The 21901-nt window shown below is 46.3% G+C and carries 19 protein-coding genes and 1 pseudogene; 8 read left to right on the forward strand and 12 right to left on the reverse strand.

The genetic code is table 11. The annotated features are described in order from the left end of the window. Positions 1–14: 14 nt before the first annotated feature. The gene (locus tag AC2204_RS01630; RefSeq protein ID WP_318923606.1) at positions 15–377 is read right to left on the reverse strand and encodes a carboxymuconolactone decarboxylase family protein; all 363 of its coding nucleotides are present in this window, start codon (positions 375–377) and stop codon (positions 15–17) included. A 259-nt stretch (positions 378–636) separates the two neighbouring features. Beyond that, a complete protein-coding gene (locus tag AC2204_RS01635; RefSeq protein ID WP_318923607.1) occupies positions 637–1119 on the reverse strand; it encodes a hypothetical protein in 483 nt (160 codons plus the stop codon). Positions 1120–1366: 247 nt separating this feature from the next. Between AC2204_RS01635 and AC2204_RS01640 the strand changes: the two genes are divergently transcribed. After that, positions 1367–4513 (forward strand): DUF748 domain-containing protein, encoded by a 3147-nt coding sequence (locus AC2204_RS01640; RefSeq protein ID WP_318923608.1) that lies wholly within the window; start codon positions 1367–1369, stop codon positions 4511–4513. A gap of 359 nt (positions 4514–4872) precedes the next feature. Here the strand turns inward: AC2204_RS01640 and AC2204_RS01645 are convergent, their stop codons facing one another. Both AC2204_RS01645 and AC2204_RS01650 read right to left on the reverse strand, forming a co-directional pair. Further along, the gene (locus AC2204_RS01645) at positions 4873–5229 is read right to left on the reverse strand and encodes a nuclear transport factor 2 family protein (RefSeq protein WP_318923609.1); all 357 of its coding nucleotides are present in this window, start codon (positions 5227–5229) and stop codon (positions 4873–4875) included. A gap of 24 nt (positions 5230–5253) precedes the next feature. Then, positions 5254–6213: a DMT family transporter gene (locus AC2204_RS01650; protein WP_318923610.1), complete on the reverse strand. Its 960-nt coding sequence runs from the start codon at positions 6211–6213 to the stop codon at positions 5254–5256. Positions 6214–6285: 72 nt separating this feature from the next. Between AC2204_RS01650 and AC2204_RS01655 the strand changes: the two genes are divergently transcribed. The 5 genes and pseudogenes from AC2204_RS01655 (at position 6286) to AC2204_RS01675 (ending at position 12378) form a co-directional block, all read left to right on the forward strand. Next, complete coding sequence (locus AC2204_RS01655; protein WP_318923611.1) at positions 6286–7215, forward strand: LysR family transcriptional regulator; 930 nt, start codon at positions 6286–6288, stop codon at positions 7213–7215. A gap of 448 nt (positions 7216–7663) precedes the next feature. Next, positions 7664–7747: pseudogene (locus tag AC2204_RS01660) on the forward strand (hypothetical protein); the annotation flags it as partial. A 357-nt stretch (positions 7748–8104) separates the two neighbouring features. Next, positions 8105–9715 (forward strand): M4 family metallopeptidase, encoded by a 1611-nt coding sequence (locus tag AC2204_RS01665; protein ID WP_318923613.1) that lies wholly within the window; start codon positions 8105–8107, stop codon positions 9713–9715. 166 nt (positions 9716–9881) lie between these two features. Continuing rightward, positions 9882–10334, forward strand: a complete 453-nt coding sequence (locus AC2204_RS01670) for a hypothetical protein (RefSeq protein ID WP_318923614.1) — start codon at positions 9882–9884, stop codon at positions 10332–10334. A 196-nt stretch (positions 10335–10530) separates the two neighbouring features. Then, a complete protein-coding gene (locus AC2204_RS01675; RefSeq protein ID WP_318923615.1) occupies positions 10531–12378 on the forward strand; it encodes a M3 family metallopeptidase in 1848 nt (615 codons plus the stop codon). 32 nt (positions 12379–12410) lie between these two features. On the opposite strand, the gene AC2204_RS01680 is transcribed toward AC2204_RS01675, so the two are convergent. Next, positions 12411–12788: a hypothetical protein gene (locus AC2204_RS01680; protein ID WP_318923616.1), complete on the reverse strand. Its 378-nt coding sequence runs from the start codon at positions 12786–12788 to the stop codon at positions 12411–12413. Positions 12789–13385: 597 nt separating this feature from the next. On the opposite strand from AC2204_RS01680, the gene AC2204_RS01685 reads away from it, so the two are divergent. Together AC2204_RS01685 and AC2204_RS01690 are read left to right on the forward strand one after the other, a co-directional pair. Further along, the gene (locus AC2204_RS01685; RefSeq protein WP_318923617.1) at positions 13386–13577 is read left to right on the forward strand and encodes a hypothetical protein; all 192 of its coding nucleotides are present in this window, start codon (positions 13386–13388) and stop codon (positions 13575–13577) included. A 296-nt stretch (positions 13578–13873) separates the two neighbouring features. Then, on the forward strand, positions 13874–14521 hold the full coding sequence (locus tag AC2204_RS01690) for a LysE family translocator (protein ID WP_318923618.1): 648 nt from the start codon (positions 13874–13876) through the stop codon (positions 14519–14521). Positions 14522–14665: 144 nt separating this feature from the next. Here AC2204_RS01690 and AC2204_RS01695 read toward each other — a convergent pair whose 3' ends face one another. From AC2204_RS01695 to AC2204_RS01725, 7 genes are all read right to left on the reverse strand, one after another. Beyond that, on the reverse strand, positions 14666–15736 hold the full coding sequence (locus AC2204_RS01695; RefSeq protein ID WP_318923619.1) for a YjhT family mutarotase: 1071 nt from the start codon (positions 15734–15736) through the stop codon (positions 14666–14668). Positions 15737–15752: 16 nt separating this feature from the next. Continuing rightward, positions 15753–16913, reverse strand: a complete 1161-nt coding sequence (locus AC2204_RS01700; protein WP_318923620.1) for an N-acetylneuraminate epimerase — start codon at positions 16911–16913, stop codon at positions 15753–15755. Between the two features lie 182 nt (positions 16914–17095). Further along, entirely contained in the window at positions 17096–17929 is an 834-nt protein-coding gene (locus tag AC2204_RS01705) for a MurR/RpiR family transcriptional regulator (protein WP_318923621.1), read from the reverse strand. Between the two features lie 149 nt (positions 17930–18078). Continuing rightward, on the reverse strand, positions 18079–18969 hold the full coding sequence (locus tag AC2204_RS01710; RefSeq protein WP_318923622.1) for a dihydrodipicolinate synthase family protein: 891 nt from the start codon (positions 18967–18969) through the stop codon (positions 18079–18081). A 60-nt stretch (positions 18970–19029) separates the two neighbouring features. Beyond that, the gene (locus tag AC2204_RS01715) at positions 19030–20313 is read right to left on the reverse strand and encodes a TRAP transporter large permease (RefSeq protein ID WP_318923623.1); all 1284 of its coding nucleotides are present in this window, start codon (positions 20311–20313) and stop codon (positions 19030–19032) included. Position 20314: 1 nt separating this feature from the next. Further along, entirely contained in the window at positions 20315–20830 is a 516-nt protein-coding gene (locus AC2204_RS01720; protein ID WP_318923624.1) for a TRAP transporter small permease, read from the reverse strand. A 56-nt stretch (positions 20831–20886) separates the two neighbouring features. After that, complete coding sequence (locus tag AC2204_RS01725; RefSeq protein WP_318923625.1) at positions 20887–21852, reverse strand: sialic acid TRAP transporter substrate-binding protein SiaP; 966 nt, start codon at positions 21850–21852, stop codon at positions 20887–20889. Between the last annotated feature and the right edge of the window lie 49 nt (positions 21853–21901).

The raw sequence follows: 21901 nt of genomic DNA on the forward strand, positions 1-21901 counted from the left end.
GTCAGAAGCTGTTGCTATGCTTCCGTAAGTTCAGCTTCCATTAGCTCTTCGACAGCTGCAAGGGCCTGTGTACCGAAGACCAATGAAGGGCCACCACCCATTAATACCGCTACATTAATAGTTTCGACGACCTCAGCCTTCACGGCACCGGCTTTGATTGCGGCCTGTACATGGGCAGCAATACAACCATCGCAACGGGCTGCAATACCTATCCCCAGCGCAATGAGTTCTTTGGTTTTTACATCCAGAGCACCCGGCGACATAGCGGCTTTATGAAGCTGCATGAATTGATTCATGGTGCTTTGGCTTTCCTGCATAAATGCATGGCCCAGTTGGCGTTGCTGCCTGTTGATTTCACGGTATGATTTGTTTTGCACAAGCTTAACCTTAAGTAGATTACCCTAATTTAATAAAGGCTAATATAACAGGCATCGTATATCTCTGCAATCAGTGCCGATTGAAATAGTCACATCAGGTAAATCGACAGGCTCGGTCGAATGACTTGACGATAAAAAAGCGATACTTGTGACGGCTACTCTGCATCACATCTAATGTCACAGAGTGCCAAATCAAGCATTAGTCCGTACAAGCTATTTAACCGTTTTTCATTGGCTTATCCAGGCTGATATTGGTTTCTCAATCTTGCCAGAATTTCCACCACTTCTTACTGTTCTCTTCTCTTTGTGCCTGACCTTTTTCAGAGCCTTTTCCTTGCTCGTTGCGCTCTTGCTCGGCTTTTTTCTGCTGCTGTTTATCCAGATCACCTGACGATGAGCCATTACTTTTATTCTTCTTATCTTTATCGGTCTTTTGGCCTTTAACTTTTTCTTTCAGGGTATCAACTTCTTCTTGAGCATCTTCAAGCTCTTCGATTTCCTTTTCGAGCCTTTCCTTCTCTTTTTTACTTTTTGTCTTTTTATGTGCCTGTTGCTTGTCTTGCAACAGCAACTCTAATTGTTGCTCGCGCTCTTCCAGAACAGACATTGCATTTTGCTTATCTTCTGCATTTTTGATCTCTGCAAGATTAGGTTTTCCTTTACCAGCCCAGTCAGGTTTATCTGCGTAGACTGATGGCGTAAATATGAGTGAGATGACGACGGCCAGAAGGTATTTTTTCATGTGATATCCTGTTTCTAGTAGATTTATTATCTGCTTGCATCCTTTCATAAAAGGATAAGTTAAGATGCCCGTTTTTACCATTTCGATTGGAATTTAACTGAGCGCTTATTTTTGAGCTAAGCCATATACCCTGTCGATTCGAATGAAATAGTTAAAAAAACCTCTGCCGCCCCTTATACCGGATAGCAAAAAGTAGTTAAACTCTGACAATCATAATTCTAAGACAACCAAGGGATCTTACTCTGGTATGAAAATTGCCTTGATAAACGCCTTCAACCGCTTCAAACAGGCTCCTAAATCAGCGCGAGCTCTCACTTACCTTTTGTTGACCTATACCTGTTACGCCCTGCTGCTGGGGCTGCTTGTACCTGCACTCATTCAATCTCAAGCACCCAAAAAACTCAGTGAACTTCTTGGACGTGACGTCCGCATCGCTGAGGCCAGCATTAACCCGTTTTTGTTGCGGGCGCGGATAAGCGGTGTCGAAATCAGCGAGCAAAATAGGCCTGTCAACTTTGTCAGCCTGCAGCAGCTTGAGCTTGAGTTCAGCTTCTGGCGCAGTCTTCTGCAATTAACCCCGAGCCTGGATCACCTGCATATTGAACAACCACAGATCAACATCGTCAGACTGGCCACCGAAAAGGACGCCGCCGAGTTTAACTTTAGTGACATACTGAAGCGTTTAACCGCGCAGCAGAGCGAAGAACCTCAGCCCGATACGGACCAAGCCCCCTCGGGCATTCCGGCCTTTCGTGCCCGTGCTATTGAGATCGTACAAGGTAGCTTTAGTTTTCAGGATCAGCAGACCGGCGCTAACCTACAATATCAGGGGCTCACTTTTAGCCTGCAGCAACTCGACTCACAGGCGCTGACTCTGAACCCGGCACAAAACTCATCTGCAGATAAGCAAATACCTCAATTCCGCCCGGAGGCCAACCGCTATGCCTTTGCGGTAAAGGGAGCAGACCAAGGCCTGTTGCAATTGGAAGGACAATTCCAGCTGCAGCCACTGGAGGTTCGCGGTGAACTGACGCTGGCCAAAGTCACTCTGCCTCCCTTCTGGCCCTTTGCGGCCAAGTCGGTGAAGGCCAAATTAAGCAGTGGTGAAATCAATGTTGAATCCAGCTTTCATCTCAAGCAGGAGCAAGAACAATTCAGCTTTGATACTGACAAGGGTAGCTTTGTTCTCGCCAATCTGGCATTCAATGATAATGAAACCCCAAAAGTGAAACTGCCCCAACTGGTGGTCGATGGCATAGCCCTTAGCAGTACTTCGCAAACTGTGGATCTGCACGCCCTCCAAGTACAGGGGATCTGGGTTGATGCCAGCCTGAACGACAACGGCCTGGATCTGCAGCAGCTCTTTATGCCCGCAGGTGCCAAAGCGACTGAGGACTCAACGCCGGGCAATGCCGACGAGGCCGCTGCCAAAGACTGGCTGATACGCCTCAATAGCTTCGAAATGGCAGACACCGATCTTAATCTTACCGAGAACCTTATCAGCCAAGGTGTGCATTGGCGTATCTACCCGCTGACACTAAGTACCAGCGCGGTACTGAGCGACTTGAGCCAGCCACTGGATTACCAGCTGGCACTCAGCTTAAGTTCTGACACCAAGGCTCTGCCGCTCAAAGATCGCGGTCAGTTCAGCAGCAGCGGCAGTCTCGATGCCAAGACACTCGGTATCGACGGCAAACTGCAATTAACTGCGCTGGATCTGAGCCAGTTCCAGCCCTATCTGGAGTCATTCCTGAATCTGCAACTGAGCAGCGGCAGCCTGACCACTGGCGGTGATTTCAGTGCCGATCATCGGGGCAAAGTTGTTTATCAGGGGCAAGCTGCAATCGACGATCTGCTGATCAAGGACAGGCTGGAATATCAACCCCTGCTGAAATGGCAACAGATGTCTATCGACGCACTTTTGTTTGACCTGCAGAACAAGCAGGTCAAGATTGACAATCTTACGCTCGATGCCCCCTATGCCAAAGTGCTGATCGCCAAAGACAGGCGCACCAATATCAGCGAAATTCTGGTAACCGAAACCAAGACGCCCGCAGATGCTACTTTGGCAAACAGGCCAGAGAGTGAAACGGTTCAGATGCAGGATACTGAAACCACCCAATCTGCACCGAAGACAACAGAACCGCAGGCAGAGCAAGCTTTTGCGCTGGATATCGGCAGTATTACAATCGCCAAGGGATCGGCCTATTTTGCCGATAATTCCCTGACGCCTAACTTTGCCTCCGGCATAGAATCGCTGGAGGGGCACATCAGCCACCTGTCCTCGACCCCGGGCACTAAGGCTCAAGTTGATCTCAAAGGTAAAATTGACAAATACGCCCCGATGACACTTAGCGGTGAAATCAACCCGCTGCTCCAGTCTCCCTACCTGGATCTGGATCTGGTGTTCAACAGCGTGGAGCTGACATCCGTCAACCCTTATTCCGGTACCTATGTCGGCTATTACATCGATAAGGGCCTGCTGTCGTTGGCACTTAACTACCAACTGGAAAATAATCAGCTTAAGGGCAGCAACCATCTGGTCATCGATCAGCTGCAGCTGGGTAAACCCAGCGAATCAGATCTGGCTACTAGTTTGCCGCTGTCACTGGCTATTGCCCTGTTGCAGGATCGCCATGGGGTCATCGATCTGGGGCTCGAAGTATCAGGTGATATTGATAGCCCCGATTTCAGCTTCGGCAGCATCATAATGAATACCATCACCAATGTGATCACCAAGGCAGTGACGGCGCCCTTCTCTCTGCTGGCCGATCTGGCCGGCACGGATGAGGAACTCAGTCATGTCCAATTCAGACCAGGGCTCGCCAGCCTGGATACCGCAGAGCAAGATCGCCTGAGCAAGCTTGCAAAGGCCTTAGATGACAGACCGATACTCAAAGTCAGCATAGAAGGCTCTGTGGCCCTCGCCGATGACAGCAAAGCACTGGCAGAAGAAAAATTACAACAGGAGCTACTGCAGCTCAGCGGTCTAGCCAGTCTGCCACAGGATCTCAGCGCCAGTCGTTTCCCCGCATCTGGCCCACTGGCCACGGCGTTGGAAAGTCTGTTCGTTCACCAGCTGAAGCTGGACATCAATGCGGAGCGGGCCAAGGTGGAACAATTGCTGAAGGAAAAGGCCAGCGCCACCGATGCGGAACCGGAAGCGGCCCAGGTAACCACCGTTCTACATATAGGCATGTATAACCAGTTGCTCAATGCACAGGAGATCAGCCACAACGAACTGGGTAATCTGGCCGAAGCCAGAGCTCGAACGGTCAAAGCCTTTATGGTGAATGACAAGAAGATCAATCCGGAACGGGTCTTTCTCCTGGACAGCAAATCACAGCTCAATACAGAGGAAAGCCGTGCCGTGCTGACTCTGACCGCTGATTAACGACACAGGTGCAATGTCGACCCGAATCGTTATGCAGCTATTCGGGCCGGCAGTATCTTGGACAGGCATAGTTAAAAGAAGTCACTAAGACTGACATCATTAAGTTGGGGTAAATACATCCGAATAGCATTATGGCTCTTCTTGCTCGTAATAGCCTAACCTGAAGCTATTTCGTGATTTATGGGGTATTGGAAGGTAGGTTTACCCTTCCTGGAGCCAGAATAAGTTGGAAGTCTTTGATTATCTGAGATGAATTACACTATTAGCCTATGAGCAAATGATTGATGGTTTCTTAAGTATGCCAGCCCCAGTTCTTACAGTTCTACCCACCTCTACTGAGTGATGTGATGCCTTAGTTGTTATAGTTGAGATACATCAGCATAAATTTTGTAGTCAACAATTAGACCATCTTTTATGGTTAAAAATGTCGCAAATTTCGCCAAGTGTTCACTGCCATCTTTCCTTACATAGTTAACCTCGCCATTACAGATAATTATGTCATCGTGATTCCAGATCCCATCAAAAGTGTGAGACATGCCAGCTATAGAATCGAAAAACTGACAATTCATATTCACAACAGCCGATTTACCTTGTACCGGTTCAGTATTGGAAAACCTAAACATAACGTCTTGATGAAGCATCTCAGACAACGCGGTCACATCTCGGCTGTCCACGATTTTGTAAAGTGTTTTGGTAAATGCGATTGGATTATTCATCTTAATTTCCTTTAGTCGTTTACGTCATAACTTTATGTTGGATTTCGATGCTTGTTTTGACTGTTGATTCGTCATCGCGAGTCCAATGAATAACAGCGCTAAAGCGATAATCAAGCGATAGTGGAACGCCTCAGCAAAAAAGAAAATCCCAATCCCTACGCCAGTCACCGTTACCACATTACCCACTTGACTAAAGCCCAATCCATCGGTCAATTGTTGTAAACGAAAGGTAAGCAGATAACTGAATGCAGAGATTATCGCCATCAGTACCAAGATCAGACAGCCAGATTGCGGCGCATCATAGCTCGAACTGCCCCCGACCATCAGACTGATAGGCAGCCAAATCAAACCTTGAATACACAATACCCCTGTCGCTAAGGCTATGGGATTAGCGCCAACGGGATAGGCTTTACTACGATATATATTACCCATAGCGAGGAATAAGGGCACCGAAGTAGCGAGTAATAACATACCGCCATCATCTTTTAACTTGAAGTCGGGCGATATGGTAACTAACAAAACCGCCACAAATCCAATAGCTATTCCCATGACTCTTTTTATAGTCAACCCCGCTTTCTGGAATGGTATAGAAAGAAGTAAAGTGAACAGTGGTGACAACGTGATCAGTACACTGAAAGTACTGGCCGCCACTTCCTGAAGCACAAAATTTGATGCCAAATTCGGAAGGCTAACACCAAGTAGGCCGGCAAAAATGTAGTAACGAAAGTGTTGCACCTCGAGCGCTTTTAATTCACCTTTCAATGATAGTAACGTCAATAAAATGATGGCTGAACCCAGCAACGGTAGTACTAACACCTCTAAGGGAGAAAAACCGTTCATGACACTGTATTTCGCTAATGCAAAATTCACTGCAACGGAAATACCCACTCCAAGAATGTACAAAATACGAGTGCTTCTAAGAGATAATGACTCCAATTTAGTTTCTGCACTTACACTTCTGGATAACAAAGAGTTACTGGACATGGTGCCTCCTTTAAGTTGTTTAGACCCGAGTTCAGTAAGGAAAGCATATTACCATTCGATCAGAATGATAATATGCCATATACTCACTGCATTGTTTCCAATCCCTCTACAAACCCTATGGAACACTTGGACGCTATTCCTTATTTTCTTGCCGTTGCTGAGCATGAAAGCTTTGCAGAAGCCGCCCGTCATCTTGACGTTTCTCGCTCAGCAGTAAGCAAACGAGTTAATCAATTGGAAACGACCTTGGGCGTTCGTCTCCTGCATCGAACGACACGAAAGGTTAGCCTCACAGAAGCTGGCAGCCATTATTTTACTAATGCACAAAACGCGTATTACTGGATACAACAAGCCGAAGACGCCGCAACCAGCCGTCAACAATCGCCAATAGGCAAGCTTAGGATCTGTGTTCCAATGTCTTTTGGACGACTGAAGATCGCCCCTTTGATCCCCGGTTTTCTGAAGAAATATCCGCTGGTCGAAATCGATATGGTTATGGATGATCGCTACTCGGACATCGTTGCTGCTGGATTTGATGTCGCTATTCGTGGCGGCGAACTTGCAGATTCTTCCTTGATAGCAAGAAAACTCATGTCTAGCCGCAGTCTAATTTGTACGTCCAGCGCATACTTAGATGGAAAACCACTCCCCAAAACACCTATCGACCTAACCGAACACAATGCGTTGATTTATAGCTACTCTGCACAAACGACAGAATGGGTGTTCGAATACAAAGATCACATTGAAACCGTTGCCGTACGTGGAAATTACCGAGTGAATAACAGTGAAGCATTATTAGCAGGGTGCTTACAGGGGGTTGGTGTAGGACGATTGCCCGATTTCATCGCAAAGCCTTATATCGATAATGGTGAGCTCATCCAATTGTTGCCAGAATACAAAATGCCAGAAAAAAACATTTGGGCAGTTTTTCCTGAACGTGCCTATATGCCCGTCAAAGTCAGAGCATTTATCGACTATCTGTCTGAAGTGCTGACGGTATAGTGTCATTGCCTCTTCGTGTACGCTTCGGCTATTGGGATAACCTCTCAACAAGATAATTGGTCAATACACGGGAAAGCCGTGCCGTGCTGACTCTGACCGCTGATTAACGACACAGGTGCAATGTCGGCCCGAATCGTTATCCAACTATTCGGGCCGCGAGTCTCTTGGACTGGCATTCTGTTGTTTTCTTAAGTCTCCCTATTCTCTTTCCGGATGGAAAATTCCTGTTGTTGTTCCTACACTTTCATATACATTGGCCGCCTGAAGGGAAATTATTGTGTATTTACGGCTTTTATATATTAGTGTCACCGTTCTGCTCGCACTTTCGAGTGGCTACTCGATAGCCGCCGATCTCCAAAATCTGAATAAGGATAAACAGACACTTCAACGGATCCACAACGCGCCAACCCTCAACGAAGCATTTCAACTCTCGCCACATGAAGCGCTGGTGGTATCGAAAGAAAAAGTCGACAAACACGGTTTTACGCATACCCGTTACCGACAAACCTATCGCGGCGTACCGGTGTGGGGAGAAGAAATTGTCATTAGCCGCGACCATTCCGGAAAAGCCATTAATGCGCATGGTCGCTTTGTCCGCAATCTTGCAGCGCAATCGATCGATACCACTCCCCTCATCGATGCAAACACTGCGCTCGATGCCATGCAAAGCCGGGTTAAAAGCAGACAAAACGACATTACCGCACTTGAATTTCGAAACGAATCGTCTGAGCTGGTGCTGTATCTCGATGGTGACCGCCCAACACTCAGCTATGCGGTTAGCTTCTTCGCGGACATCCCCGACGGAGGTAGCCCCACCCGGCCGACCTTTCTCGTCGATGCATTCAGCGGACAAGTACTGTTTGAATTTGAGGGACTCACCCATGCTGAGGTGGGAACGGGACCTGGCGGTAACGACAAGACTAACCGTTACGACTATGGTACAGATTTCGGAATGCTGGACGTAGACGTGGTTGGCAGCACCTGTACGATGAACAACACCAACGTTACGACGGTAGATCTGAACCACGGTACCAACGGTTCGAACACTTTCACATATACATGCCCCGAGAACACGCACAAAGAAATTAACGGTGCCTACAGCCCGCTGAATGACGCTCACTATTTCGGTGGGGTTGTATTCAATATGTTTAACGACTGGCTGAGTGAATCACCGCTAGCGGCACAGAATATGCCGTTAACGATGCGCGTCCACTACAGTACGAATTACGAAAATGCCTTCTGGGATGGGTCATCGATGACTTTTGGTGACGGTTACAATAGATTCTATCCCCTGGTCAGCTTAGATGTAACGGCTCACGAGGTCAGCCATGGCTTCACCGAGCAACATTCCAACCTGATCTATTCAGGTCAGTCCGGCGGTATCAATGAGTCATTCTCTGACATTGCAGGTGAAGCCGCTGAATTCTATATGAACGGCACCGCAGACTTTCAGGTCGGCGCTGATATTATCAAGGGCACGGGGGCGCTTCGCTACATGCAAGATCCTACTCTTGATGGTGCATCAATCGGGCATGCATCCGATTACGTCACCGGCATGGACGTCCATTACTCCAGCGGTGTTTACAATCGGGCGTTCTTTATTCTGGCTGCGCCCGCATCTTCACAATATCCGGGAAACAAGGGCTGGGGGATACGCAAGGCCTTTGAGCTTTTTGCCTATACGAACAAGAATATCTGGACCGCAAGCGAAACCTTCGACACGGCTTATGAAGGGCTGTTAGCCGCCGCCGACATGTTGAATACACCCACAATTCCCTATGATCCTGACATGTATAATAAGACAGACATAATAGATGCTTTTCAACAGGTTGGTGTACCAAAACCACCACCCGGCGCAGTTTGCTCCGTTGACGAGCCAATCCTTAGCAACGGTGTCCCGACCGGTGACTTTAGCGCAAATGCTGGCGAGTGGAATTGCTGGAAAATTGATGTAGCAGCTGGTGCCACCAATCTGGATATCGTGCTGCGCAACACAGCTAAAGGCAGAAATAAGATCAGTGGCGATGCTGATCTCTATATCAAACACGCCAGCTCCCCGAAAGTTGATCCCACAGGCCCCACGGGCGAGTTCGATTGTGGCTCATATTCGTCCAATAGCGACGAGCGCTGCACTATCGGCTCACCAGGTGTGGTTGAAGACGGCTATTGGTACATCGCGATTTACGCCTATAGCGACGTTCCCTCCGTCTCATTAACGGGTACTTTTGATGGCGGTGAGTCCCAGCCACCTCCGGCGGACGCCATCACGCTGACGGCAACCGTAAAAGGGCGCAGTAACAAGCAGTTCGTATCACTAAACTGGGCAGGAGCGACGACAACTAATGTCGATATTTACCGTCAAGACCTTTACCCTAATCTCCCCTTCAGGGACACAGCGAATGACGGCACATACAAAGACAACACAGGACAAAGCGGTTATCTATACCAGGTTTGTGAAAGTGGTACGGGAAACTGCTCTGCATCCGTAACAGCAAACTAACAGCGGGCGCTTAAACGGCACTCTATCAACGTGTCATCGGCAGGGCAAATGTGCCCTGCTGCAACTAACCACTGATGTTGTCTTTAGCGCCCATCAAAGAGTCTGAGCCAGAATAAGCTATAACAGATCAACAAGATCACGAAGTTTATTGCTAAGGATGTTTCCGATGGATAAGCTATTTCTACATCACGTTAAGTCACCATTTGCCGTCGGCGACCACCCCAAAGACCTCTTTGTGGTCAGTTTTTCCGATAATATTAATACGGCAGCAAGAGAACTGCAGGCTAAAGAGTGCCTGCTGTACTCTCGCCACAAAAACTTGGCCCAGTCCCTTATCAGACTGACCGAATCTTTCGAATTTGATGCCGATCTCAAAACAGTTGCCTTTATACTGCGATCGCTCGATAGCACGAGCTACACGTCATACCTGGCACAGATGAAGAAACACTGTAATAACGATACTGAGTACTATCAGGTACTGAAAAACCTCATCGACGATTACATACAAAAAGGATACGTGCCTGACAGCAACGGGCATTTCACCGATTATACGCCTTACCACGATTTTCACTGCAGGAGCAAAGCTTCTTTCGTTAAGAGGTACCGCTCCTATGATTAGAGTCCGTATCAAATGGTCACTTTATACATCAGTGATTTCAGAGAGGGATTACGTTGAAAAATAGAGAATTCGTGGCCGATTTCTACAATGTCATTGTGGTATGAATTCAATATTAAAAGGGTATCTCTGTTGTATCACCACGGACAGGTATATAATATTTCAAATTAATCAACATCTTATATTTACAGGGACGATAATGACTGCAACCGACTACCTTAATTCACTGAACCAGCGCTATTTATCTATTCATAGAAAAAAAGAGGACTTCTTTTGGGAAACATACATGGGTATCAGTGATGACCATGATGGTTCAACCAAAGCAGAAACCGAGTGGATTCAATTCTTAAGCGCTTCTTCTCAAATCACAGAGCTTAAAAAGCAAATAGAAATGGCACAATCGCTTGCTGATCCTGACGAGAAAAATCAAACTCTGATTGGATTAAAGGGCTGGCTCGCCACTTTTCAAGCTCATGCGCTAGAGTCTGAACAAGCGCAAACACTGAAATCGGAACTGATTAAGTTCGAAGCAGGTTTGTTTGAGAAAAAACAGAACTATACCATGACGTATGTGGCTGAAGACGGTAAAGAGGCAGAAGGATCTTTACCGGTACTTTCCGCCAACATTCGTACCAGTGCCAATGAAAATGTTCGTCAGACATCTCATCAGGCCCTGCTCGATTTAGAACAGTGGCTACTGCAAAACGGTTTTTTAGAACTCGTCAAACTGCGGAACAAGTTTGCAAAATCATTAGGGTATGACAACTTTTTTGACTACTCGATTGTTAAAACAGAGCAGATGACGACCGCAGAGCTGTTTACTATTCTGGACGACTTTGAAGCCAGAACCAAAGACAGCCACCGAAATAGCGTAAATCGTTTAGTTGAAGCCATGGGGCCTCAATCCCTTCAAGGGCATAACTTTGTATTTTCGTTTTCGGGTGATGCGATGCGCGACTTAGATCCCTATGTCCCGTTTTCTCAATCGCTACGCCGCTGGGTAGAATCATTTGGGCGCTTAAACATTGATTACTCTGGCGCTGAACTGACGCTAGATCTTCTTGATCGTAAGGGAAAATATCAGAACGGCTTCTGTCATGGCCCTGTTCCCGCGTTTTACGATCAAGGCCGCTGGGTTGCCGCTAAGGTCAACTTCACCAGCAATGCCAAACCGGATCAAGTCGGCAGTGGATATGACGGGATCAATACCTTGTTCCACGAAGGCGGACATGCCGCCCATTTCTCTAACGTAAAAATGAATGCTCCGTGCTTCTCGCAAGAATTCGCGCCGACCTCGATGGCCTATGCTGAAACGCAGTCGATGTTTTGCGATAGCCTGCTGGGCGATGCCGATTGGTTAAAGCAGTACGCCTTTGATGCGAAAGGAAATGTAGTGCCGGATGCAGTCATTAAATCGATGATTGACAGTAAACAGCCCTTCAGAGCGTATATCGAAAGAAGTATTTTGGTTGTGCCGTACTTTGAACGAGCGCTGTATCAACTGAGTGACGATGAACTGAGTGCTGAGACGGTGACACAGTTAGCGCGGGCGATGGAGCACAAGATCCTCGGCCTGGAATGCAGCCCGCGTCCGTTAATGGCTATTCCACATCTTCTCTCCGATGAGTCGGCATGTTCTTATCAGGGATACTTGCTGGCTAATATGGCGGTTTATCAGACCAGAGCGTACTTTACCGAGAAATTCGGCTATTTAACCGATAACCCAGAAATCGGCCCGCTACTTGCGAAGCATTATTGGCATCGAGGCAATAGCGTTAATCATAACGCCACAATAGTGAGTCTAACAGGCGAAGGATTTAACGCTAAATATCTCGCGGATGAATGCAATCTGTCTGCCGAGCAAGCATGGGAAATCGAGAAGGAAAAAATATCCGCGCTTCAATCCAGAACGCGGGCTGATGTTGCTTCTTTAAATGCCAGTATCAACATTGTTGATGGTGCCAACCAGATTGCCAGTAATCTCACCTCTGACAATGAAATGTGCCGTGAATTCGAGCAATACATTGTGTCGAGATATGGCCGATAAATAAAAATGACTACTCGACGATTGTGGAGTAGTCACTCGAACGTAACTGACTCTCCGGATGCCCCAGAAAATAGCATACCGAAAAAGTTAATAGCATCAACAGAGACAGTCGTGCCGCCATGGGTTGTGACTTGGAAGTAGATGCGCAGTATTTTGGGTTTATCGGTATCCCCAACCACTTCTTTACTCAGTATCTTTACCCCCCAGCTTGCAGTTGTACCTTGCGGATCAACGAGATGAATAGGGTTTGCTATCACGATTGTCCGTTCCTCTTCAAGATCAACGAACGGCGTTTGAATGTCGATAGAGTCATCAATGGAGATCCTGGGGGTTTTTCCATCCCATGTGTAAGGCCCTTTGAGAGTTTCACTGAAAGCCAGAAATCCGCCAATATGTAAACGTTGATTCATTAGGTTATCCCCTATTGCTTAATGATATTCGGCTGCTTAACCGCGCCATAGGCAAAGTTCGCAAGATTTATAAGGCAAATTAGTCTTGGGGTAATGTGCCATATTAAATATTGCATGCTTCCCTCAATACGTTTTTCTCGCTGCACTACCATAACCGTCGTATATTTGTCTGGACTAGTCAGATCTCGATTTCAAAAAAGTAATTCCTCAAACTTACCCTTAAGCTTTTTGTTTTCTTGCTCAGGTAGATGGTTAACGTGCATTTTTTCTACTTTGGCGAAATCATGTAAATCAAGATTTCAAGTATAGTTGAATGAAATCGGTATGAGCTATTTTTGCTCAGTTTCGCTGATGAGGTGCTTGGTTGCCGACCAGGTACGCCATGTACAGAAAAAATCGCGCCGGACATAAAAGGTGAAACCTTACAAGAGAAGAACATACGTAGCAGACTAATCATCCGTTTTATCGTTTAGCCAATTTGCTGCAATACTCAATGTATTCCAATAGAGCTAAACGCCATGTAAAGATGTTTGATTTGTTAACTGCTGGAGACAACGATGCTTTGAACTCAATTAGATTATTGATGAGGGTAATTTTATGAATTTTGGTTATATGATCTATCAAGAGAAAACCGGTTATACCGATGGTGTTTATAACGATTTAAACACAGCAAAAAATATTCTCGAACATTTCAAAGAAAAAGACCCATCAGGAAATTATTTTTTGGTGCTCGTTTTTGATGGCGATCTGAGTAGCGATTATCAGCATAAACTAAAAGATTTGCCATAAACCCGTTATCCAATCTAAACAAAAAAATGCAGAATAATACAATTTATACCCAAGTAACCTCAGGTGCGCCCCAGCGACAAACCGGCGCCTTGAGATAACTTGGGTATATCGCCCCCCAATAAACCGTCCCCCCAACCAAGAAACATTTGTTGCGATAATCATTAACAGTTTCAGTGTGAACAACCAGCCATGAGCAAATAATCAGCGATTAACGTCATTTATATTCAACAATAACTTTAATTATCTCGCCATCGCTGTAAAATCCAGCCCTTCACTCTAAATTCAATATCAGAATCATGATCGATTTTTCTATACTGCCGGTGTATTTGACCGCTGTAATTGCCCTGCTGCTGATCCCGGGGCCAGACATGCTGCTTATCGCCAGCTCCAGCCTCAGCTATGGTCGTAAGGTAGGCGTATTTGCCAGCTTAGGTAACGCGACTTCAGGCCTGCTGCTAACGCTGTTAGCTGCAATGGGCGTATCAGCACTTATTGCAATGAATCCAATCGCATTACAAGTGCTTCGACTGCTGGGTGGCGCTTACCTGCTGAAAATGGGCTGGGATTGCATGCGTACAACGCCGGCTGAGACGCCTGAATTAGAGCAGCAATCAGGTATGGCAACCACACTCTACCGCCGTGCGGTGATCAGTAACCTGCTTAACCCGAAAGCATTGATTTTCTTCGTTCTGTTCTTGCCCCAGTTCGTGTCAACTCAGGCGACGGCAACCTCTGGCGAACAGATGCTGGTGCTGGGTCTGCTGCTCAATGTTCTCGGCCTGTTGTTTAACCTGTTTCTGGTAACAATGGTAGGCAGCTTAGGTAAGCCGTTACTGAAGAATGAAAAATTTCGTACCAACCAGCACAAGTTTATGGGTCTGATCTTTTTTATTCTCGCTATCTGGCTACTAGCCTCTCAGGTGCCGACGCCAGCGATTAACTAGAGCGTATCAATTCAGCCCCCCGCTCTGACACTTATGATGTGGAAAGCAAAATTAACGCTTGTCGATGGCGTTATGGGCCAACAAATCACCATGGATACTTCATTTTAGGAGTATCCATGGCTGGCGAAACGGATGACTGATTTCTCAGTTATTCCAATTCATCAAGTAACAATGAGTCAGTCCGTTTCCTTTATTATCTTCACCTCCTACAATCACTATGCCTTTGTCTGTTGTTATGCTGACACCGTAGGCACTCCCGACCGGAAGTTCCCCTGCCTGTATCCAACGTGAACCATCGAACCGCCAAACTTGATTATTATAATGTTTGGTCAGCCCTTGATGGGTATACCACTGCCTTTCTCTTAATCGCTGCTGACTACCAATAAAGTAGGCACCACCTGCTACAAAATACTGATTATTAAGTACACCAGAATACGCTCCTGCTACACCCTCATGCTCTAATTCTTGGCTGGTGATCGAGGGTAAGGTCGAAGCTTCAATCTCGCCGAATGGATGAAAAGTAAACTGTTTTACTTGCGTGCTGCGCAGGCCAGGCTTTATTTCTCCATCAATCAAAATGACCTTGGCACCATCTTGAATAAGGCTGGCACCACAGTTTGCAGAAAACGGGTTTTCCATTAATACATGCCACATCGAACTCGCGGTATCAAACTGCAATACGTTTTGGTTCCAGTGATACTCTTCAGGTTTACGGGACATAAACTCCACGAGCAGAGCATGGTGCTTTTCTGGCTCTTCATCTGGATCCACACTCGTAATTTTTGCCACGAATGAATCGAAAATTGCCTTGTTATACCCACCAAAGAAAGCAAATTTCCCCGATGAGATTTCGCAACCTGAAGCGCCTAGTAGACCAACAGGTATGTCGGTATCCACTTTGTCCCAGCGACCACTATCCACACAATAGTGATAAACATCCGTTAGGACTTGGGCAGAACGGCTCTCTGGCGGCTGTCCTGCTCCTGAAAATACCCACAGTCCTGTTTCATCGGCTATCATTAGCGCATCATTTCTTGCCGTGCCGGGAAACGCCTCGCACGCCTTCCAGCCTTCACTCACGGCATCTAAATCAAGGTGAAAAAAACGCTTCCCAGCGCTGCCCAATCCGACATAGAGCTGACAACCATGCAAAGCACCTACACCGTTCTTTAGTCCCAACGGGAAATCTGGTAATTGAGTAATAGCTAATGACATTTGCTGCTCCGTATAATTAGTTCGCGATCACGACTGATTCACCATTCCACGACAGCAAATAAACGTCGTTACGGGCTTGTCGCTTGCTATCTTCCCCCCCGACGATCAGCACACCTTGGTCCGTCGTAAATGACGCGCCATAAGCCAGACCTTCAGGTAGATTGACCGATTGAGACCACAGCCCATCGTTATATACATAGATTTCCGGGTTGAAGGCTTTGCCGAATCCATTGTGGGCAAACATATTGCCTTGTTCGAAAGCCGCCTTAGCGCCGTGAAAATTCGCTCCGCCGGCAACAATCGCGACACCATTGCTAAGACCCGAAAATGCACCGGCGATCCCTTCTTGTATTTGACTGCCTCGAGATGCTGGCAGTGAATGTAAACTTTCCCATGGTTGAGGCTGACCAAATTGATATTGCTTAACTTCTGCTGTTCTTAACCCTGGTTTGATTTCGCCACTGATAATGGTCGCTTTAGAACCCTGGGTTAACAGCGCTGAACCACAATTTGGCAAATAGGGAGCAGTACCTAATTCAGCCCACTCGTTGCTCTTTGGTGAATAGCTGACCACATGACGGTTCCAGTTGTAGTCCAGCGGCTGCATCCCCATATAGTCATCAACAATTTTCTGCCATTCATTTGGCTGATTTTTTTTACTCGTCGCATTAATATCAGCAAGATACTTATCAAAATACGCTTTGTTGTAACCACCAAAAAAGACAACTTGCTGGTTATCCGGGGAATAAGAGGCGGCACCTAACAGACCAACAGGAGACGCTGTCTCTACCATCGACCACTCATCTGAAGACACGTTATAACGATACACCGAGTCGAACAAAATAGGCGATGCATCAGATAATTGTTGTTTTCCTGACCCGCCAAAAACATAGATGTTGCCATCTACCACAGAGGCTGTAGCACCACTTCGAGCCGGGCCGGTAAAATCGGCTCTTTTCTGCCAGCCTTTCTTCACGTTTTTAAGATCTAGCATATAGAAATCAGTACCTGTCGAACCTAATCCGACAAAGAGCTTGTCTCCCATTTGAGCACTGACACCACTTTTCATCCCTACAGGTAAGTCAGGCCACAGATCCTTAGCAACAACAGGTGTTGCCATCAAAACAGAAGCAGCAAGCAAAGGTGCAAAAACTGTTGGTAGATTAAGCTTTTTCATTATGTTTATTTCCCTATTTTATTGGACCAAATTAGTTATCGCTTATATGAAACTCATCCTAATTATCAATTAATGAAAAATAATTTCTTTGATGATGGCGGCAATAAAAATAATATTTATTTATTGGTGAAAAAAAAGCCCGTCATCTGATGAGCTTTTATTAAAAACCTATTAAATTAAATTTACTTCATTAGTGGCATAACCACTTCTGCCGTTTCCAGTACCGCTTCCGAATAGTCTGGATACTTATCTAATAGCGTGTTCACAAGTACATCAACTAAAAGCAGCGCCCCAACTTTTGATGCAAACGCGCCACCTGTCAGCGGGCCTTCTGGTCGGGCGGCGACCAACATCTCACTGGAAATAGCCGAAAGTGGGCTATGACTTATATTGGTGAGTGTCACGACAGGGACTTTACGTTTGTATGCCTGAGAGGCGGCGTGAATCACTTCTTTTGTCGACCCTGAACTAGAAATAGAAAACCACAAGTCACCTTCGCTGCACCGCACGGCATTCATTGCCGCTAGGTGAGTGTCTTCGTACATAGTGACCTTTTTTCCTATCCGTAATAACCTAAACGCCAGATAGCGCCCAACAATGCTTGATGCCCCAACACCGACACAGCTTATAAACTTGGCTTCATGAACAAGCTTACAAATGCGTTCTAACGACTTCCTATCGATAAGCTTCGCGGTATCTTGCAAGCTGGCAACGGCACCCTGCGCGGATACATCACAAATATCGCCTTCTGCAACGGTGTTGCTTCGGTTCGCATTTTGGCTCAGATCGACCGCGAGTGCCATTCTAAAGTCGGAATACCCCTTGTACCCCATATCACGGCAAAGACGTATGACCGTTGCTTCACTGGTTTGAGTACTTCTGGCCAGATCAGTAATGGTTTGAAACTGAACATCATGAGCATTTTCTAAGATATAGTTAGCGACTATTCTTAGTTTTTTACTCAACGGCTCTATATTCGAGCGTAATCTAACTAACAGATTTTTAGGCGAACTCACAAATGCCTCATTGTATTATTTTATGCCGCGTTAAAAGTACCAATGTCAGACGTACAGTTACACGCTACCGGCATGTAATGCAAGGTTTGATGCTACATTTGATACTCATCTTAGTGAGTAAGGGAGGCTGACGCCTCCCCCAGCCTAATTTACAAAAAATCTGCATCACGCATTTTAGCGACTACATCTGCTTTTTGAGCCGCGCTCAGTGAGCGAAGTGGAGAGCGAGGATCTCCGGCATCAATACCGTGCAGTTGCATTGCCGCTTTACCTGCTGCAACGCCGCCATACTCAACCAGCACACGGATTAAGGCAATCACCTTATCCATCAGAGCCGACACTTTCGCCTGATCGCCATTATTGAACGCTTCAATAATTTCAAGATAAAGCGGTGCTGCATAGTTATAGGTGCTACCCACAGCGCCCACAGCCCCTACCGCCAGGCCTGCAGGTAAAAATTCATCAACGCCGAATGGTATGTCAAACTTGCCGCCCGCTACGCGAGTACAGCGCTGGTATTCATATAAATCGGTATTATTAAACTTAGCGCCCGATAAGTTCGGAATACGCTTATCGCCTTCTATTAAAAACTTTTCCAGGTCGACGTTCACACCGGACATGCCGGAGTGATAATAATAAAAACCTTTCGAAGGGGCCGCGGCGGCGACTTGAGCGCAATACTCCACTAAATCATCGACCGTACCTGGCTTAAAGAAGCAAGGCCCAATCACGGAAGTCGCAAAAATATCTAATGTTTCAGCATGGCTGGTTAAATTAAGCGTATCGACGATACTCAATGCACCTGTGTGCAAAATGATATCCAGCTTTCCATCGGCGGCTTTTACCCAGCGTTCGGCTATCGTCTTGCGCTCTTCAACCGAGCAATGGATCCCTTCACCTGTTGTTCCGCATACATAAGCCCCTTTGACCCCTTGCTCAATGAGCAACTGCGCAATCTCATCAATAACAGAGAGGTTGACGTTATTGTTGCTGTCAAAGGGTGTATGGGGAGCTGCAATTAAGCCTGTTAATTTATTCATGGCCTTTCCTTACTGTAATTTTATAGGCCGCGCGGAATACTCCGCCCGGCCGATTTTTAATTATTGTCCGTAACCTAACATCAACTGCGGAAGGAACAATGTGAACTGCGGGAATACCGCAATCAGGATCAATACGACAAACAGCGGGACAAGCAGAGGAAGCACCCCTTTTGTCAGCGTATGGAATGGGATATTGCCTACACGTGAGACGACGTATAACGCCATGCCCATTGGGGGAGTCAAAATACCTATCATTAGGTTTAAAATAGCCATCACACCAAAGTGAACCGGATCAATGCCTACCGCCGCCGCAATTGGTACGAGGAAAGGAACCAACAGTAACAACAGTGCGAGTGACTCAATGAAAGTGCCTAAGAACAACAGTAATAAGTTGATCAGAAGTAGCAGTACTAATGGGTTATCACTGATCGTCAGGAAGTAATCCGCCATCATTTGCGGTAACTGCTCACGAGCGACTATCCAGCCAAACACGGTTACGCCCATGACCATCAAGGCCACTACCGCTGTAGTATTGACCGTCTCTTTAAGAATATCGACAAAACCTGCAACAGTTAGCTGTTTATATACAATGGTGCCAAGGAACAGCGCATATAACGATGACACCACCGCCGCTTCTGTTGGCGTAAACTTACCTGAAAATATCCCACCAATAATGATGACTGGCGTTAATAGTGATAAAAAAGCTTCTTTCAGTGATTTAAGCTGCTCTCTACGCGATGCTTTCGGTAGCGTTATATAGCCACGTTTTTTACAGATAAAATAACTCATCACCATTAAGGCAACCGCGCACATTAAACCCGGAATTGCACCGGCCAAGAACAGAGCGCCGATTGATGTATTCGATACCACACCATAAATAACCAAAGGAACTGATGGTGGAACCAGAGGCCCGATGATGCATGATGCCGCCGTTAAACCACCGGCAAAATCATCGTCATATTTAGCGTCTCGCATTGATTTGATTTCAAGCTGCCCTAAACCACCGGCATCTGCCAATGCCGAGCCAGACATACCAGAGAACAACAGGCTCGCCATGATATTGACATGCCCCAAGCTGCCGGTAATGTGCCCGACCATCGATTTTGCAAAGTTGAAAATACGCTCGGTGATCCCTGCGCTGTTCATTAAGTGTCCGGTTAAAACAAAAAACGGCACCGATAGCAGCGTGAAGTTATTGATCCCGCCTAGCATTTGCTGAGCGGTAAAGTTAATTCCCGTACTCTGGGTAAACACGAGAAAAGCTAAAGCGACAAAAATAAGAGAAAAACCAACAGGCATCCCAGCAAATAAGAGTGCTAACCAGCCAAAAATTGAACCCGCCATATTATTCCTGCCTATCCAGTTCGTGAGAATGGTGTAATAAAGAAGAGGTATCACTCTTTCGATATGCTGAAATGATCCCTAACATTTTTTGGCTTTGGCGGACAACCATGAATAAGCCACCAAGCGGTAAGCTGTAGTTCATCCACTTGCTCGAAATTCCGAGAGTGATCAACTCAAAAAACGCTGTTCTTTGAACATGCTGATAACCAAGATAAATAATGGCAAAAATTGACACTAATACTGCCAACTCTAAGCTCAACGTCAAAAAGAGCCGAGATTTTTCCGATAACTTATCCGAAAAGAAAGTGATATTGACATGGGAGCCCGTTTTAATCGCAAGCGCACACCCAATTAACGACATGTACATAAATAGAACCCGCGCAAGCTCTTCACTCCAAAGAGAAGGGTCATTGAGTAACCAACGCGTACCTATCTGCCAAGTTAATACCACCAGCAACATTGCCATCAATGGCACGGTGATGATCTCTTCAATGTTATTTAAAATTTTACGTAGCATTTCTAGCTCCAAGGCTGGCTATCAGGCTGGCTATCAATAGCCAGCCATGCGTAGAGTTACATGTTTGCCAGTTTCTTAACTAATGGTTCGCCAATCTTCTTCTCAAATTCAGCGTATAGCGGCTGCATAGCTTCGCGGAACGGAGTGAGTTCAGGTCGAGTTACGTTGACACCCTGCGACTCAAAGAAAGAAACCAATTCTGCTTCTTGCTTTTTAACGGAAGCAGTGTGTACGGCACCCACTTCAGCAACGGCTTTAGTCACAATGTCTTTTTCTGCGTCAGATAACTTCTGCCAAGTCGGGTCAGAGATGATTACCATTTGATCATTCACGATATGGTTTGTCAGGGCTAAGTTCTTTTGAACTTCATAGAACTTCATCGTTTTGATGGTTGGCAGCGGGTTTTCCTGCCCATCAACCGCATTCGTTTGCAGAGCCAGATAGACTTCAGCAAATGCCATTGGGGTTGGTGATGCGCCAGAAAGTTTTGCGTAGTTAAGATTTGGTTTCGCGTTTGGCACTCGAAGTTTTAGACCTTTAAAGTCAGAAATGGATTCAAGAGCGCGGTTAGATGTCGTCTGACGCGTGCCGTTGTACCAAGTGTCCAATGCCCGCCAGTTAAACTTCGCTAGCATTTCATCACGAACACCTTGGCCAAAATCGGATTCAAACATGCGGCGCAGGTGTTCATAGCTGGTCGCAACATAAGGCAGGGTAACGGCTTCAGCTCTGGGTATCCACAACCCCATACGTCCGAACTCGGCATAGGTAATATCCAAGTCACCGTATGTAAGTTGTTGCAACATTGCACGGTCGTCACCCAACTGTGCGCTTGGGTAAAGTGATAGCTTAATTTCACCTTCACTCATCTCGTCAATGGTATCGGCCAGCAATTTGGCTGACTTATATTCAACAGAACCGACAGATGCCTGCATACCCATTTTTAATGTCGTAGCAGCTTGCGCAGATATCGCAAATCCAAGCGACAGCATGGCTAAAGTGATTTTATTGATGGCTTTCATATTATTCCCTTTTGTAGTTATAAACCTGATCACACCGTTTGGAAAAAAT

Source organism: Photobacterium sp. (genome assembly GCF_057456235.1).